At 65.0% G+C, this 16,830-nt stretch carries 13 protein-coding genes; 8 read left to right on the forward strand and 5 right to left on the reverse strand.

Translation table 11 applies throughout. The features are described from left to right. Positions 1-77: 77 nt before the first annotated feature. The 3 genes from AAFG07_RS30370 (at position 78) to AAFG07_RS30380 (ending at position 3,858) form a co-directional block, all read left to right on the forward strand. A complete protein-coding gene (locus tag AAFG07_RS30370) occupies positions 78-1,424 on the forward strand; it encodes an MFS transporter (RefSeq protein WP_342723431.1) in 1,347 nt (448 codons plus the stop codon). A gap of 3 nt (positions 1,425-1,427) precedes the next feature. After that, positions 1,428-2,288, forward strand: coding sequence for a sugar phosphate isomerase/epimerase (locus AAFG07_RS30375; protein ID WP_342723432.1), 861 nt, complete (start codon positions 1,428-1,430; stop codon positions 2,286-2,288). Between the two features lie 160 nt (positions 2,289-2,448). Further along, the gene (locus tag AAFG07_RS30380) at positions 2,449-3,858 is read left to right on the forward strand and encodes a hypothetical protein (RefSeq protein WP_342723433.1); all 1,410 of its coding nucleotides are present in this window, start codon (positions 2,449-2,451) and stop codon (positions 3,856-3,858) included. Between the two features lie 14 nt (positions 3,859-3,872). On the opposite strand, the gene AAFG07_RS30385 is transcribed toward AAFG07_RS30380, so the two are convergent. Together AAFG07_RS30385 and AAFG07_RS30390 are read right to left on the reverse strand one after the other, a co-directional pair. Continuing rightward, positions 3,873-4,658, reverse strand: a complete 786-nt coding sequence (locus AAFG07_RS30385; protein ID WP_342723434.1) for a division plane positioning ATPase MipZ — start codon at positions 4,656-4,658, stop codon at positions 3,873-3,875. Positions 4,659-5,117: 459 nt separating this feature from the next. Further along, positions 5,118-5,906: a crotonase/enoyl-CoA hydratase family protein gene (locus AAFG07_RS30390; RefSeq protein WP_342723435.1), complete on the reverse strand. Its 789-nt coding sequence runs from the start codon at positions 5,904-5,906 to the stop codon at positions 5,118-5,120. 104 nt (positions 5,907-6,010) lie between these two features. Between AAFG07_RS30390 and AAFG07_RS30395 the strand changes: the two genes are divergently transcribed. The 4 genes from AAFG07_RS30395 (at position 6,011) to AAFG07_RS30410 (ending at position 9,672) form a co-directional block, all read left to right on the forward strand. Continuing rightward, the gene (locus AAFG07_RS30395; RefSeq protein ID WP_342723436.1) at positions 6,011-6,580 is read left to right on the forward strand and encodes a TetR/AcrR family transcriptional regulator; all 570 of its coding nucleotides are present in this window, start codon (positions 6,011-6,013) and stop codon (positions 6,578-6,580) included. 37 nt (positions 6,581-6,617) lie between these two features. Beyond that, positions 6,618-7,376: an SDR family NAD(P)-dependent oxidoreductase gene (locus tag AAFG07_RS30400; protein ID WP_342723437.1), complete on the forward strand. Its 759-nt coding sequence runs from the start codon at positions 6,618-6,620 to the stop codon at positions 7,374-7,376. 112 nt (positions 7,377-7,488) lie between these two features. Then, entirely contained in the window at positions 7,489-8,412 is a 924-nt protein-coding gene (locus AAFG07_RS30405) for a glutathione S-transferase family protein (protein ID WP_342723438.1), read from the forward strand. Positions 8,413-8,637: 225 nt separating this feature from the next. Further along, a complete protein-coding gene (locus AAFG07_RS30410; protein ID WP_342723439.1) occupies positions 8,638-9,672 on the forward strand; it encodes an LLM class flavin-dependent oxidoreductase in 1,035 nt (344 codons plus the stop codon). 340 nt (positions 9,673-10,012) lie between these two features. On the opposite strand, the gene AAFG07_RS30415 is transcribed toward AAFG07_RS30410, so the two are convergent. Together AAFG07_RS30415 and AAFG07_RS30420 are read right to left on the reverse strand one after the other, a co-directional pair. Then, positions 10,013-13,117, reverse strand: a complete 3,105-nt coding sequence (locus AAFG07_RS30415) for a DEAD/DEAH box helicase (protein ID WP_342729284.1) — start codon at positions 13,115-13,117, stop codon at positions 10,013-10,015. Positions 13,118-13,316: 199 nt separating this feature from the next. Next, positions 13,317-13,622, reverse strand: a complete 306-nt coding sequence (locus tag AAFG07_RS30420) for a hypothetical protein (protein ID WP_342723440.1) — start codon at positions 13,620-13,622, stop codon at positions 13,317-13,319. Positions 13,623-13,729: 107 nt separating this feature from the next. On the opposite strand from AAFG07_RS30420, the gene AAFG07_RS30425 reads away from it, so the two are divergent. Next, on the forward strand, positions 13,730-15,703 hold the full coding sequence (locus AAFG07_RS30425) for a substrate-binding domain-containing protein (protein ID WP_342723441.1): 1,974 nt from the start codon (positions 13,730-13,732) through the stop codon (positions 15,701-15,703). 101 nt (positions 15,704-15,804) lie between these two features. Here AAFG07_RS30425 and AAFG07_RS30430 read toward each other — a convergent pair whose 3' ends face one another. Next, on the reverse strand, positions 15,805-16,698 hold the full coding sequence (locus tag AAFG07_RS30430; protein WP_342723442.1) for an FkbM family methyltransferase: 894 nt from the start codon (positions 16,696-16,698) through the stop codon (positions 15,805-15,807). Positions 16,699-16,830 lie beyond the last annotated feature (132 nt).

The raw sequence follows: 16,830 nt of genomic DNA on the forward strand, positions 1-16,830 counted from the left end.
GACCTGAGACAATGCCCGCGGCAAGCCGCGGGCATTGCTGCTTTCAAGACATAAAAATCAAAATAACGGGGAAACGAATGACCGAGATGGCAAGAGATGGCGCTCGCACATCGCGCCTGCGTGTGATCCTGGCCGCAAGCATCGGCTCCGCGCTCGAATGGTACGACTTCTTCCTCTACGGCACCGCGGCCGCGCTGGTGTTCGGCGAGCTGTTCTTTCCAAAGAGCGATCCGGTGGTCGGGACACTGCTGTCGTTCCTGACGTTCGGCGTCGGCTTCGTGGTGCGGCCGTTCGGCGGCCTGCTGTTCGGTATCCTCGGCGATCGCTATGGCCGCAAGCCGGTGCTGGTCGCAACGCTGTTGATGATCGGCATCGGCACTACCGCGATCGGCTTCCTGCCGACTTATGCGCAGATCGGCGTCTGGGCGCCGATCCTTCTGGTTGCGATGCGCGTGATCCAAGGCCTCGGCGCCGGTGCCGAGTATGGTGGCGCGGTGATCTACCTCGTGGAGAACGCGCCGCCGAAGCATCGCGGCTTCTGGGGCGGCTTCGCGCCGCTCGGCGTCTCCGTCGGCAATCTGCTCGCCGCCGCCGCCTTCGCGCTGGTGACGATGCTGCCGCGCGAGGCGCTGATGAGCTGGGGCTGGCGCCTGCCCTTCCTGGCAAGCTTCCTCCTGATCGTCGTCGGCATCTTCGTCCGCATGCGGATCACCGAGACACCGGTCTACACCCAGGCGGTGGTGGCGCGCGGCAAGGTCGAGAGCAACCCGGCGATGGAGGCGCTGCGCCGGCACCCGCGCAACTTCTTCGTCGTACTCGGCGCCCGGATGGCCGAGAACGGGCTTGGCTATTTCTTCCCGGTGTTTGGTCTGAGCTACGTCATCACCACGCTCGGCGTGCCGAAAGCGGAGGCGCTCAGCGCGCTGATGCTGGCCTTCGCGATCGAGCTGTTTGCGATCCTCGGCTTCGCGGCATTGTCGGACCGGATCGGACGGCGGCCGGTCTACATGTTCGGCGCGCTGGCCGGCGTGGCGCTTTCCTTCCCGTTCTTCTGGATGGTCGGCACCAAGGAATGGATCATGATCGCGCTCGCCTTCATCCTGGCGCGCGCCGTGGTGACGGCGGCGATGTTCGGGCCGCAGGCGGCGTATTTCGCCGAACTATTCCCGCCGCAACGCCGCTTCGCCGGCTTTGCCTTCGCGCGCGAGCTCGGCTCGCTGCTGTCAGGCGGCCCGGCACCGTTCGTCGCCACCGCACTGGTGGCGGCTTACGGCACCTGGTGGCCGGTCGCCTGCTACGCGATGTTCCTGTCGGCCTGCACGGTGGTTGCGATCTGGATCGGACCAGAAACCTATCAGGAGAACATCGCCGAGGACGCGAGCGAACAGGCCGAATTGCCGACGGCGATTCCGGCACGGGCCTGATCGGTGGCGCAGCAGCTGCGCGTCCTGCAGTCACTCTGGGCGATGGAGCGGCGACGGGCGGATGAGGACGAATGGCCGCTGCAAACCCAGCTCGCAATGATCCGCGATGCCGGGTTTGACGGCGCCGGCGTGCGCTTCATCGATCCTGCCTTCGCGCGCGAGGTGACGAACTTCCTTCGCGCGCATGGCATGATCTGGCAGGCGCAATGCTATCCGAAGAGTGTCGACGATCTGAAGCCGGTGCTCGAGCTGGTGGTGCAGCTCGGCGCCGATCACGTCAACCTGCAGCCGGATATTCGGCCGCGCCGGCTTGCCGATTGCATTCCCCTGCTCGAAGGCTGGCGGCGGCTTGCCGCGGAGGCCGGCGTCGCCGTGCATGTCGAGACCCATCGCGACCGCATGACGACCGACCTGTTCTTCATGCTCGATCTGCTCGACTGCTTTCCCGATCTGCGGCTGACCGCCGATCTCTCGCATTACCTGGTCGGACGTGAGTTCGCCTGGCCGGTCGACGACGTCAATCATGCGATGATCCATCGCATCCTCGACAATGCCTGGGGCATCCACGGCCGCATCGCCAGCCGCGAGCAGGTACAGATCTCGCTCGGCTTTCCGCAGCACCAGGGCTGGGTGTCGTTGTACATGGGCTGGTGGGACTACGGCATCCGCTCCTGGCGGAAGCGTGCCGGGCCCGATGCGACCCTGACCTTCCTGTGCGAACTCGGTCCCGCGCCATATGCCATCACCGGACCCGACGGCAGGGAATTGTCCGACCGCTGGCAGGACGCGCTGGTCATGAAGGACATGATCCGCGCACTGTGGGACCGCATCGCGAACGAACCGCACGGCCCACCATCGAGTTGATCCAGAGCAGCTGCAGCGGCATGCTGCGGCGAAGCGCCATTCAGAACGCCACGAAGCCCTTATGCGCGACCATCGGGTCCTTGCTCGTCGACGCCTCGCATGCGTCGTTGTCCTTGCCATTGCGGCCTTTGCCCAGGCGAAGGCTGCCGCGGCAGAGCTGATGCTTGATGTCGCCTCCATGCCGCGGGTCGCGACCATCGACCCGCGCTTCCAGTCCTACAACATCGAGATGGTCGAGGTGACCGGCGGGCGGTTCTGGAAGCCCTATGCGGCCACCGCACGGACCGGTGCGAACGCGGAACGGTTCGCCGCGCGCACGCCGATCAATCTGCACGACGACAGGCTACGCACACTCGCAGCGGCACTCGCTCCCGCCTACCTTCGCGTGAGCGGGACCTGGGCCAACAGCACGTTCTTTGCGGATTCCGACGCGCCGCCATCCGCGCCACCGGCCGGCTTCAAGGGCGTGCTGACGCGACAGCGGTGGCGGGACGTCATCGACTTCTCACACGCCGTAGACGCTCCCATTGTCACGTCCCTTGCGATCAGCGCCGGCACGCGCGACGCCGAAGGCCGATGGACCTCCGAACAGGCCCGGCAGCTTCTCGCTTTCACGAAATCGACCGGCGGCCGGATCGCCGCGGCAGAATTCATGAACGAGCCCGATCTGCAGGCCATCGGCGGCGCCCCGGAGCATTACGATGCCGCAGCTTACGGCCGCGATTTTGCAACCTTCCGCGCATTCATGAAGGACGCCGCACCCGACGTGACGATCCTCGGCCCAGGCACGATCGGCACCGGCGCGGATGCGAAAGCCCTCTTTGCGGTTTCAGCGGCGGGTATCGACGCGGTCTCCTACCATCATTATGGCGCGCTCTCGACGCGGTGCTCCGGCGATCGCACGGCACGGCAGGCCTTGTCAGACCAATGGCTGGCACGAGCCGGCAAGACATTCGCCTTCTACCGGACGCTGCGCGACCGGCTCGCACCGGGCAAGCCGATCTGGCTGACCGAGACCGCGGAGACCGCATGCGGCGGCAACCGCTGGGCCGCGACCTTCACCGATACGTTCCGCTATCTCGATCAGCTCGGGCGGCTCGCCAAAGCGGGCGTTCAGGTGGTGATGCACAACACGCTGGCCGCGAGCGACTACGGGCTGCTCGACGAGCGAACCCATCTGCCGCGGCCGAACTACTGGGCCGCGCTGCTATGGCGACGGCTGATGGGAACCACCGTGCTCGATGCCGGTGTCGGCGAGCAACCCGGTCTCCACGTCTATGCGCATTGCGCGCGCGATATGCCTGATGGAATAGCCCTGCTCGTCATCAACAATGATCGGCAGACGCGGCGCAAGCTGACGCTGCCGGCGGCATCGCAACGCTACACATTGGCGAACGAAAGGCCGGTCGACGGCAATGTTCAGCTCAATGGCAGCACGCTTGTGCTCGGAGCTTCCGACCAGATGCCCGCCCTGAACGGCGAGCCGGCCCCGGCGGGAGCAATCGTCTTCGCTCCCGCAACGATCACGTTCCTGACCGTCGCCAATGCGAGCAACACCAACTGCCGGTAGCGACCTGACCTCGCCTACGCCGCGTCGCGGCTGACGTCGGAGGATTCCGCCGGGCGCGACACCAGATGACCCAGCATAATGGCGGTCATCAACCGCTCCATCTCAAGCCATGCGGTGACATGCGACATGGTCGGCCGGCCACCGAGCGCGAGCTGACTGACATCATCGACCGCCGTCAATCCGCGCGGATAGAATTCGCGGAAGATCACGCGCTCGGCCAGGCCGTCGACCAGGCGGAAATTCAGCGTCTTCGATAGTTCGTTGAGGGCTTCGCCGACCAGCCGCTTGTTGCGTGAACCGATCGTCGAGAGGCGGTTGCGCAGCACCACCCATTCGAATGCCGGCTGATCCTGCGCGCGGCGCTCGCGCCGCGCTTCCTCCACCATCTTCGAATAGTGGCTGATGCCGGTCACCTTGAAGTCGTTCGGATCGACGGTGCCGAGCACGTCGAAGTCGAGGAAGCTGTCGTTCAGCGGCGTAATCAGCGTGTTCGCCAGCGAATGCGTGAACGTCGTCAGATAGGTATCGTGGCCGGGGCAGTCGATGACGACGAAATCGTGCGACCGGCCGAGCCGCTCGACGATCTCGGCAAGCGCGCTGCGGCCGAGCGTCTCGACCTCACTGCTTCGGCCGCTGACCGTCTCGAAGCACATATGCGCGGGGATACCGAGATCCAGCGAGGTTTCCCGCGCCCAATCCCGCCGGTTATCGACGTAGTGCGTCAGCGATTTCTGCTTATTGTCGAGATCGATGGTGGCGACACGCTGACCCGCCTTGATCAGCGCGATGGCGACGTGCATGGCAATTGTCGACTTGCCTGAGCCGCCCTTGTTATTTCCGACAACCATTACTCGTGCGTTTGTCATGGGAATCCATACCGGACGCTTGAGTGAAAGCAGGACGAAATAGAATTTAATGAATGGATTCGAATCTCCCTGATTCGACGAATCTCGACAAGAGTCGTCGCACGATCATTGTGATCGAAATTGATGCGGCTGCGACAACATTGTCACAACCGCCATTCGAGCACGTATCGTGAACGCAGCTAAGCATGATGAGAATAGGTTAGGCTGGTTCGGCATCGGAGGTTCACCTCTCCCTTTGGAGAGGTCGATTTGCGTAGCAAATCGGGTGAGGGGTTACGGTCCATCGAGAGAGTAAGAGCCCTCACCCGGATTGCTTCGCAATCCGACCTCTCCCCGGCGGGGAGAGGTGAACCGAAATCGCCGTGAGCCGATTCAACCAAATCTCATCCCGCTCTAGCGCCCCTGGAACACCGCGGCGCGGCGCTCGACGAACGACTTGATGCCCTCGGCAGCGTCGGCCGTGTTCAGCACGCGTTCGCGGATCTGCGGAATGATCGCAATCGCCGCCTGCTCGCCGGCTTCGATGAACTTGCGGCCCGCCTCTTTCGTCACCTGGATCCCGAGCGGCGCGTTGCGCGCGATGATCTCCGCAAGCGCCATCGCGCGCTCGATCTGCTGACCGGCCGGCACGACTTCCTGCACGAGGCCGATCCGGTGCGCTTCTGCGGCACTGAACTCGTCGCACAGCAAGAGATGATACATCGCATCACCCCACCCGGCGCGGCTGATGTAGCGGAAATGCGCACCGGCCAGCGGCGCGATGCCGCGCTTGGCTTCCATCTGACAGAACCGGCTGTCGTCGGCGGCAACGACGATATCGCCGGCCAGCATCATCTCGATGCCGACGGTGAACACGACGCCCTGCACTGCCGTGATGATCGGCTTCCGGCACCGCTTCGACAGTCCAAAGGGATCGACGTTGCCCTCCGGCAGCGGCTTGCGGCTCGCCGTCGGACCAAAGAATTTCGGCATGTCGAGACCCGCGGTGAAACTGCCGCCGGCGGCGCACAGCACGCCGACCCAGAGGCCATCGTCATTGTCGAGCAGCGTCAGCGCGTCGGACAGTTCAGCCATCATCTCCGGACTGAAGGCGTTCTTCTTCGCCGGATTGTCGATGATGATCTTCAGGATGTGATCATGCCGCTCGTGGCGGACCCGCCCTTCGCTCGCGCTGCCGGACATCCGTTCCTCCCTGCTTTGTGACTGAAAACTTTCTGGATGATGGTTGTCATCTAGATGCATGATGGTCATAATCCAGATGGAGAGTCAAACAGGGGTACTGCGAAATGGGCCATTCCCAGGCCGACAAGGCCAGGAGCCGTGAGCGCATTCTGAACGAGGCTGCGACGCAGATCCGCGACAAGGGGCTCGACGCGCTCAGCATCGGAAGTCTGATGCAGCAGGTGAAGCTGACCCATGGCGGCTTCTATGGCCACTTCGCCTCGCGTTCCGACCTGATCGCCGCCGCGCTGGAACAGGCGCTGACCTTGGGTGAGGCGTCGGCGCGCGCATCGCGCGATCCCGACAAGCCGGTCAGCGTCAACTCCTTGGTGCGAAGCTATCTCAGCCGCAGCCATCGCGACTCGCCGAAGTCGGGCTGCGCGATCGGCGCGCTGATCTCCGATGTCGGCCGCGCCGACGAGCAGTGCCGCGCGGTGATGGAACCGCACATCGAATCCTTCATCGCCAAGGTCGCCGAGACGCTTGGCGACGACGACGATAACAGCGCGATCGTCGCGGTCAGTGCGATGGTCGGCGCACTCGCGATCTCGCGCGTCATCACTGATCCGAAGCGATCCGATGCCATTCTGCGCACGGTGCGCGATGCCATCGTCGCGATGGCGTCCGACCAATGATTTCGCCCGCGCCGCGGGCGGCTTGATGGAGTAAGCCATGAACGACCGATCCGCCCTCGAGCCGACCGCTGTGCAGGGAAGCGTGCTGATTGCCGGCGTCGGCGCATCCAACGGCCTCGGCGCCGCGATCGCGCGCCGCTTTGCGGCCGGCGGCTATCCCGTCGCGATCGCCGGGCGCAACGCCGAGAAGCTCGCCGCGACCGCGGCCGAACTCGCAGCTACCGGCGCCAGGGTCACCCATGTCGTCGGCGATGCCTCAAGTGCCGCGGATGTCGCCCGCTTCGTCGAGGCTGCCGGGAAGCTCGCGCCGCTGGCGATGGCCGTGCACAATGCAGGTTCCAACCGGCCGGCGCCGTTTCTGAAGGTGACTGAACAGCGCTTCGAGGAGCACTGGCGCGAACACGCGCTCGGCGGATTCCAGCTCGCCCAGGCCGCGATCCCTGCCCTACTCGCGCGCGGCGGCGGCACGCTGGTGTTCACCGGCGCCAGCGGCTCGCTGCGCGGCAAGGCCAACTACGCGCCATTCGCCTCCGCCAAGGCCGCGCTGCGCGCGCTGGCGCAGAGCGTGGCGCGGGAATTCGGGCCGCAGGGCATTCATGTCGGCCATGTCGTGGTCGACGGCGGCATCGAGGGCGATCGCCTGCTGAGCATGCGTCCGCAATTGAAGGACGACCGCGGGCCGGACGGGCTGCTCAACATCGCAGCGATCGCGGACGCCTATTGGGTGCTGCATCACCAGCATCGCAGCGCATGGACGCTGGAGCTCGACCTGCGGCCATGGGCGGAGTCGTTCTGACGGCACGGCGCCGTCGTCGTTCACCAGAGGAAATGGGTTGCGATCCGCTGAAATCTTGTCAGGCTGTGCGACAAGGTCCGAGGAGATCGCAGCCCTATCCCGGGAGAAGGCCATGTCGCAGCCCACGCCGATCCTGCATCATTTCGATCAATCGCCGTTCTCCGAGAAAATCCGCATCATCTTCGGATTCAAGAAGCTCGCCTGGAACTCGGTACGGATTTCCCGGATCATGCCGCGGCCGGACCTGATGCCGATGACCGGCGGCTATCGCCGTACGCCGACGATGCAGATCGGCGCGGACATCTATTGCGACACCCAGGTCATCATCCGCGAGCTGGAGCGGCGCTATCCGGCGCCGACGCTGTTTCCCGCAGGCAATGCCGGGATGCCCTGGGCACTCGGCATGTGGGCCGACCGGCCGTTCTTCCAGAACACGGTCACCCTCGCGTTCGGCTTCATCGGCGACAAGGTCCCGCAGGATTTCATCGAGGATCGCGAGAAGCTGCGCGGCGCCAAGTTCGACGTCGCCGCCATGGCCGCGGCGCTGCCGCAGATGCGCGACCAGTTCCGAGCCAATGTCGACTGGATCGAGGCGCAACTCGGTGACGGCCGACAGTGGCTGTTCGGCGAGTTCAGCCTCGCCGACGTCAGCGCCTACATGAACGTATGGTACGCACGGCAGAGCGTCGCCACGATCGACGAGATCGTGAAGCCCTTGCCGCGCCTTGCGACCTGGGAGGAGCGCGTCCGCGCGATCGGCCACGGCGCGCGCACCGAGATGTCGTCAGCCGACGCGCTCGAGATCGCGGCGAAGGCGCGGCCGGAGTCGCCTGTTTTCGGTGACCCTTTGGATCCGAACGGCCGCAAGCCCGGCGACATCGTCAGCGTGATGCCGGATGACTACGGCAAGATCCCGGTCCGCGGCGAGATCGTCTCGCTGTCCGCGCAGCACATCGCGATCCGCCGGTCCGACGAACGCACCGGCGAGGTCGTGGTGCATTTCCCGCGGGCCGGTTTCCTGGTCATCCCGGGCTGATCGCCGCTGGCCCGGCGGCAGGCCGGGATACAAGCGACCTGGAAACGCTGCGTTTCGCGGCGTGACCTTGCCTGCCGGCGAACAGGCAATACCTCCACTGGATCTCCAACCGAAGGCTCCACAGCGCAGGCTTGCGGACATCTCCGCAGCAATACGACCTTTCGGCCTGCGTGCGATGGGTGGCCCGTGGCGGATGCTCCGCCACGCCGACAACTGGACTATGTGATGACGACCTCTCTCGAATTCGGGCTCGACACATTCGGCGACGTCACCAAGGACGCTGCCGGCGCGCCGCTGCCCCACGCCCAGGTGATCCGCAACGTCGTCGACGAGGCGGTGCTGGCCGATCAGCTCGGGATCGATTTCATCGGGCTCGGCGAGCACCACCGGGCCGACTTTGCGATCTCCTCCCCCGAGACGGTGCTGGCGGCAATCGCCGCGCGCACCCAGAACATCCGCCTCGGCTCGGCGGTGACCGTGCTGAGCTCGGACGATCCGATCCGCGTCTTCCAGCGCTTCGCAACCGTCGACGCGGTCTCCAACGGCCGCGCCGAGGTGATCCTCGGCCGCGGCTCGTTCACCGAGTCGTTCCCGCTGTTCGGCTTCGACCTCAAGCAATACAGCGAGCTGTTCGAGGAGAAGCTCGACCTGTTTACCGAGCTCCTGAAGCAGGAGCCGGTGAGCTGGGAAGGCAAGCTGCGGCCGCCGCTCAAGGGCCAGTCAGTGTATCCGCCGGTCGAGCACGGCCGGCTGAAGACCTGGATCGGCGTCGGCGGCAGCCCCGAATCGGTGGTGCGCGCGGCGCATTATGACCTGCCGCTGATGCTCGCGATCATCGGCGGCGATCCCAAGCGCTTTGCACCCTATGTCGACCTGCACCAGCGGGCCTACCAGCAGTTCGGCCGGACGCCGAAGCCGATCGGCGTGCATTCGCCGGGCTACATTGCCGAGACCGACGCGCAAGCTCGGGAAGAGCTGTGGCCCGACTACAAGGTCATGCGTGACCGGATCGGCAAGGAGCGCGGCTGGCCGTCGATGAGCCGCGACGAGTTCGTGGCTGAGGCCGAACACGGCTCGCTCTATGTCGGTGGACCGGAAACCGTCGCCCGCAAGATCGCGGCGACCGTGAAGGCGCTCGGCGCGGCGCGCTTCCAGCTGAAATATTCGGCGGGCCCGCTGCCGCATGAGAAGCTGATGAAGAGCATCGAGCTCTATGGCCGCAAGGTGGTGCCGCTGGTGCGCGACATGCTCGCCGCCTGATCGGCGAGAGCGAGCTCACCAAAGCAAAACCCCCGGCGTTTTGGCGCCGGGGGCTCTGTTAGATCTCAGTCAGATCAACGGGATCACCAGTTGCGCTGGACTTTGAGAATCAGGAGCAGGGTGTTCTGATCCTTCAGCTCGTACAGGGCAAGCGGCTTGCCGACGCTGCGCGATGAAATATCTCCACTGCGCGCGTGATGCACTCACATGACGCGAAACAGCCCGATGCAGTCACAAGATTCGCATCGGACGAGAGTCAGGCGGCGCCGTGAAGCGGCGGCGCGACCGGTCGCATCGGGGAATGCCGACGGCGAAGGCTTGGCCAGGAGTAACGTCGTACTCACTCGTCCAGGATGTCGAGCAGATCATCGATCCGCTCGAACGGCGGTTCGTTTGTCCTATCTGAGTAAAAGACGCGATCGCCGTCGCGTTGTAGCGACCGTGCTCTGGATTTAGGCAACCGCCCCGGCAGGAACGTCGCTGCGACGGCCTCCGGCCCGACGTCGAGCCTCACGATACCTCGCCGCTTGCAGTCGATCCTGAGCCTTGCCGCTGTGAAGAAATCCCGGCCGGCCGGCGGCAGCTTGCCGAAGCGGCGAGAGGTCTCTTCCTCCAGATCTTCCAGATCGTCTTCGCTCCGGCACCTCGCGACGCGGCCATAGATTTCGAGGCGCATGGATTCCGATTGCACATAACTCCTGGGCAGCAGGTCGGCGAGTGGAAGGTTGAGATCGGGCACCCAAAGATCCGCGGCCCGATCGTTGGTCTTCTCCGAAGCCTGTTTCAGAAGGTGGCTATAGAGCACCGGCCCGAAAACCTGCACGTGGCCGGATTGCCGCTCGGAAAGCAGATCTCCGGCACCTCTGAGGTCCAGATCGCGCTCGCTGATTGCGAAACCGGCGCCCGGTCGGCTGAACTCCTCGAGAACGGCCAAACGCTTGCCGGATTGCTCCGAGTTCGATTCCGTCAGCATGAACGCGAAGGCGCGCGTGCCACCACGTCCCACCCGCCCTCTGAGTTGGTGGAGCTGTGCCAGACCAAACTTTTCCGGCCAACAGACCACGATGGTGTTCGCCCGGGGAATGTCGAGACCGCTTTCCACGATGTTGGTCGCCAGCAACACGTCGGCCTCGCCTTCGACGAAGCTCATCATTCGATCGTCAATCTCGTCGGCCGGTAGCTTGCCATGCAGGCAAACGATGCGCAGCTCCGGGGCCACCGCCTGCACGCGCGCCAACAGCGGATCCAGATCCTGGATGCGCGGACAGATCAGGAAACTTTGCCCGTGACGTCGCTGCTCGCGCAGCAGTGCAGCGGCAATGGCGGCGTCCGAAAGTGGCGCGATCTTGGTCACGACTGGAAGCCGATGGACCGGCGGGGATGCGATCACGCTCAGGTCCCTAAATCCGGCGAGACCTGCCGCAAGCGTGCGCGGGATCGGCGTGGCGCTCATCCAAAGCGTATGGACGCTCTTCGCCAGGCCCGAAAGCTTCGCCTTCTCCGCCGCCCCGAAGTGCTGCTCTTCGTCGACAACGACCAGGCTCAGCTTGGCGAATTTCACGTCCTTCGATGCGATCGCCTGCGTGCCGACCACGATCTTCATCTTTCCGCTCCGCAGGCCTTCCTTGGTCTGCTTCATCTCCGCAGACGACGTCGCGCGCGACAAGCTGCCGACTTCGATGCCGAGCGGAGCGAACCGTTTGCGGAACGTCGCGACGTGCTGTCTTGCCAGGACGGTCGTCGGTACGACGACGGCAACCTGCTTGCCTGACAGGGCAACGGCCGCCGCCGCGCGCAAGGCAACCTCGGTCTTGCCAAACCCGACGTCGCCGCAGACGACGCGGTCCATCGGATGACCCGAGGCAAGATCATCCAGGACGTCGCGAATCGCCTTTGCCTGGTCGACTGTCGTGAAATATGGAAAGCGCGCGACGAACCGCTCATATGCGGGACCGGGAGCGACCAGCTTGGGAGCGCGCCGGCGACGCCGCTGCGCGATGTGTTTGGCGAGCGCCTTGGCGGCAAGCTGAATCTCCTGCTCCGCCTTGGTCCGGCGCGCCCACCACGTGCTTCCGTCCGCCTTGTCCAAGGTCAGCTTGCCGCGCTCCGCCGCATACGGCCAGATCAGCGCAAGGTCGGCGGGCGGAACGAGCACGGCATCATCTCCGGCAAATCCCAGCCGGATCATCTCGCGCGATGATCCCTTTCCCATGTCGAGGGTTTGCAAGCCATCGAGCACGGCCAGCCCGCGCGGCAGATGAACGACGACCGCGCCGCGCTCCGGCACGTCGGGATGATCGAAAGCCGCACCCCAGGCTCTGGCCATGGGCTGCGGATGATGCGCGCGGCTGCCGAGCACGTCGGTCGCCGTCACGACGACAAGCGGCTTGCGGCCCGAACCGATGAAGCCGGCATCGAAGTCAGCCAGCAGCGCCGCTTCGCCACCCCGGCCCTTCGCCGCCTCGCTCCAACCTTCGACGCGCTCTGCCTTGATCCCACTCATGCGCTCGATCGCGCGCAGGTCGTCCTCCACCGCCGCAACAAACAGCAGCCGCGATCCGGCGCGCTGCGTGTCGGCGACAAAGGCGCGGAGCGCCTTTCGCGACGAGGCGACCTTCGAGAAATCGGGCGTCGGGGTGAACGCCGCCTTGCGAGGCAGCGCACTCATGCGCTTGGTCAGCCGCTTCCAATCGACGGGGCCGAAATACTCGCGCTCCGTCTCTCTGCGGCCGGCCGCCTCCTTGATCGTGCTCAGCCAGCTATCGGCATGACCCGCAACTCCGGCGTCCGCGATCCAGTGGGCGCGCTCACAATAATCCGGCAGCGCCGCCCGCTGTGCCCGCTTGCCTCCCAACGCGATCCGTTCCGACATCGGATCGATCAGCAGTTCCTGGGTATCGAACACGACGTCGTGTTCGTTGGGATCGACCCCGGCGATCCTGCGGATCACGCCACCGGAATGCTCGATTCTGTACGGCCCGAGGGCGCCGGCAGGAAACACTTCGAACGTCATTCCGTGGAACAGGACGCTTCCGGGATAGTCCGCCTCTTCGTCGAGATCGTATCCCAGGGCTTCCAGACGATCCTTGAGATCCTGCTCGGAATAGCGTGCACCGACCTTCAGGCTGATGCTGAGGCGGCCCCAGCTGGCGGGCAGCGGCAATCGTTCCATGATCGCCTCTGCCGTCGATACCAGGAAGACCGGCTTCCTGCTCTTCGCGAGACGCCGCAACACCGAGCTCCGCCTGCCGGCGATCTCGTGCGACGGCTCCAGCCCGTCAAACGGCAAGGTATTCAGCCTCGGGAACACCAGCACCTCGAGCGAAGGATCGAGCGAATGCAGCACGCCGCCGAGGCGCTCCGCCCTGTTCTCGCTTTCCGCAAGGAAGACGATGCCGTCTCGCCCGGACTTCTTCCATTGCTCGAGAAGATGCAGCGCCAGCATGCCGAGTGGCGAGGAGGATGAGATCCCGGAACGCGTCGATCCCTTGCTTTTCTTCTTCGCGCCAGCAGCCGCGCGGGCCTTCTTGGTATTCGCCACGTCAAATCCATCGTTATTGCGCAAGTTCGATCGCCCGGAGACAAGCATCTCCGGTCGATCGCCGGCCGCCGGCGCCCCCCGACGCACACGGCCAGCGCCCTCATTACAGCCTCGCACCCGCGTTGGATAGCGGCGGGTTCGGGATCAATTGCGGCATCGGGGGATGCCTCGGTCCGCGCCACCATTCTGATTGTAGTCCAGCCTTCACATCGGATCGCGCCGCCCGGGCATCCGAGAATTCACCGGCCCGAAAAATCACCGCAAGCCAGCTGCGCGTCGCGCCAGCTCGAATTGTCTTAGGGGTGTGAGCCACATCGGCGCCGATGCCGACGACGACGCGCAGGGCTGTTCGCCCTGCACGGCGAACAGCTTCGATTGTCTTGAGACGTTCCTGCAAGGTCTTCTTCATCGCCGTCCCATTCACAAGCCATCGAACAAGACGTTCTGGACATCACGAGGCCGTCAGGCGGTCGCGCGGCGCTGCCGTGTCACGCAACAAAAACAGGGAAGGTTATCATGAAGACGAAATCGTTCGCCGAACGCGTGCTGGGCACGACCTCGCTGGTCGTGTTGTCGGCCGCCGCCATGATCGGAGCCCAGCAACCGGCTGCGGCCCAAACCGGCATCTACGGCGGCGGCAGCACGCTGTCGTCGCTGGCGCTGCGGCAGATCTTCGACTGCTATGCAGGCTCGACGCTGGCCAATGACGGCCAGGCGTTCTCGCCAAGCTTCTCGACCGCAACCCCGAGCCCGAACCTGCTGCCGACCAGCTGCACCCTCGTCTCGACCTCGGTCGAGGGCCTGTTCGCCGCCGTCGGCTCCGGCAACGGCCAGCGCGCCTACATCGCCGACGATGCGCGGCAGCTGTTCCGCGGCAGCCCGGACTCCGCGCCGGCCGTGGTGCGCAAGCCATCCGCCAAGCCGCCGTTCCGCGACACCGCCAATGCGGCCTTCAAGAGCTATCCCTATCCGCGGCTCGACTTTGCCGCCAGCGACGCGCCGCTCGCCAGCTCGATTGCAAGCCTGACCACCATCTCGTTCAGCAACTTCGTCCCGTCGACCAATTGGCAGAACACGCTGCTGATCGGCGCCCTCAGCAAATCGAACACCAGCTTCAACACCGCGGCCGTCGGCGCGCCGATCCAGGTCCCGGCCATGGAGGTCCCGGTTGCGATTGCGGTCAACACCGCCAATTCCGCCTCGGGCGTGACCTGGACCAACCAGTCGGCGCTGTCGCCGAACAGCCAGGCCGGCGGAGCGATCCAGCTCTCGGCCGCCCAGCTCTGCGCGATCTTCTCCGCGACCGTGACGGACTGGCACGACACCTCGACGCTGATCCCCGCGCTCGACGCCAACGGCGTGCAGCAATTCCAGCACTTCTACGACGCCAACACCAACGGCTCGCTGACCCCGGTCGCCTATACCAGCGGCCGGCTGCCGATCAAGGTGGTCTACCGTGCGGATGATGCCGGCGCGAGCTACATCCTCACCAACTACCTCGCCAGCCTCTGCCCGCTGCTCGACCCGACCGGCACCTACAACTACAAGAAGATCTTCACCGGCGTCGGCGTCGGCGGCAGCACCACCGCCAACCTGCCGGCGGGCAAATTCTCCCGCCTGCTCGACAACATCAGGGCGGTGAAGAGCTCCGACCAGAGCGACCCCTATGACGTGGATGACGACGAGGAACGTCCGGATCCGCACTGGATCAGCGCCTCGGGCAGCAACCACGAAGCGCTCAAGATCGGCACCGACCCGCGCTTCGCCGGCCGCATCGGCTATCTCAGCGCCGACTACACCCAGCCCTATGCGCAGACCGTGACCGAGGAAATCGCCGGGACCACGATCTCCGCGGCGGCTCCGCTGTCGGCCAGCATCCAGAACGAACGGCAGCGCCTGCTCGGCGTCTATCATCCGGGCCAGGTCGGCAGCAACGGCAGGGCGCAGAACTTCGTCCCGCCGACGCCGAACAATGCCCAGCTGGCGTTTGCCAACCTGACCGCCCCGGACATCTCCAGCAGCTATGATGCCTGGAACCTGTATGCCCAGGTCTATCCCGCCGGCACCGTCGTTGGCGGCGTGACCTATGACGGCCTGTCTGTCATCGGCATCCCGCTGCAGTCGCAGAGCGACTATCCGATCACCGGCGCGAGCTTCCTCAACGTGTATAGCTGCTACAGCGACACGGCCGGGACGCGGGTGCCCGCCGTGAAGAACTGGCTTGCCTGGTACTTCGGCGGATCGGTCACCGGGCTGCCGAACTACAATCCGGCGGCCTCGAACTCCGACAACCCCGGCTATGATCCGAATGTCGCCCGGGTCATTCGCAACAACGGCTTCCACGAGCTCGACGGCGTGTGGGCCACCAACATCCTCAATGCCTATCTGATCTCAAGCGCGGCCAGCGGCCTGCCGAGCGCGATCGCGGCCTACAGCACGTCGGGCACCCAGACCGACGGCTGCACGGGCGTCACCGGCGGCGCGAAGTAACGCCAACATGAGATCGTGATCCGGAACGATCCGGATCACGATTTTACGGGAAGACATCAGCAGCCGGGCTCTTGATCGTTCTTGACGTCTCAGCCGGTCTCTCAGCTGGTCTTGGCGGCAGCGCGGTGCGCCGCGGCGAGCTCGAAATAGCGGCTTCCCGCATCGGAGACGATCGCAGCGCGGTTGAGCAAATGCTGGATGCAGAGCGCCGCGAGATCGTAGGAGCCGTAGCAGTGATGGGCGACCAGCGCGAGATGCTTGAGCTGCTCAGAGCTCATCGCGTCGGCCTTGGTGAAATCGCGGACATAGACGGCGTCGGCCTCGACCAGCTGGTTGAACGCCTCATAGGGATTCGTGCCGCGCATCGGCCAGATCATGCGCTTGTCGATCGCCATCAGGGCATGGGGAATGAAGCCCTGGCTGCGCAGCTCGAGGTCGATCTCGCCGAACACCGGCTGCTGCTTGTACAGCGGGAGAAACGAGACCTCGGTCTGGATGACGACCGCGTTCGCGAGCTGCCGCCGCCCATTCTGGAAGATCGCAAGCTCCGAGCCCTGCACGTCGATCTTGAGATAGTCCAGCGCATCGATCTCGCCGATGTCATCGAGCCTGTGGGTCGCGATCTTGCTGTCGGCGATGATGCGGCCCCATTCGCTGAAGCCCTGAAAGTGCTTCAGCATCACGGGATCAGGCTCCAGCAGGCTGGTCATCCCGGGCGCGGCACAGACGCGTAGGCGGGCCTGCTCGCCGTTGCCGATGACATAGGGCAGATAGGTTTCGAGCTCGCTCTTGCGGGCATTGAGCTCGGCCAACGCGTTGGGCTGCGGCTCGAAGCCGAACAGCCGGCACAGGCGCTTCTGCAGCAGCGGCAGATAGGGCGGGACGTCGATCGGGTTGGCGCCGATATCGACCACCGCGGTGAGACGTTCGGGTACAAGCAGAGCGCCCAGGGGATCCGCATCGGCAGCTGGGGCCACGGTTGACGGGGATGACATCATAGGGACCTCACGGAGCGGCACGAGGCGCGTCGAACCTTGAGGTCGGAGCGCGCAGCTCTATCCCCGTCATTGCGAGCAAAGCGAAGCAATCCATCCCACCACACACGCGGAACCATGGATTGCTTCGTC

This window comes from Bradyrhizobium sp. B097, assembly GCF_038957035.1.
Lineage (GTDB): Bacteria > Pseudomonadota > Alphaproteobacteria > Rhizobiales > Xanthobacteraceae > Bradyrhizobium.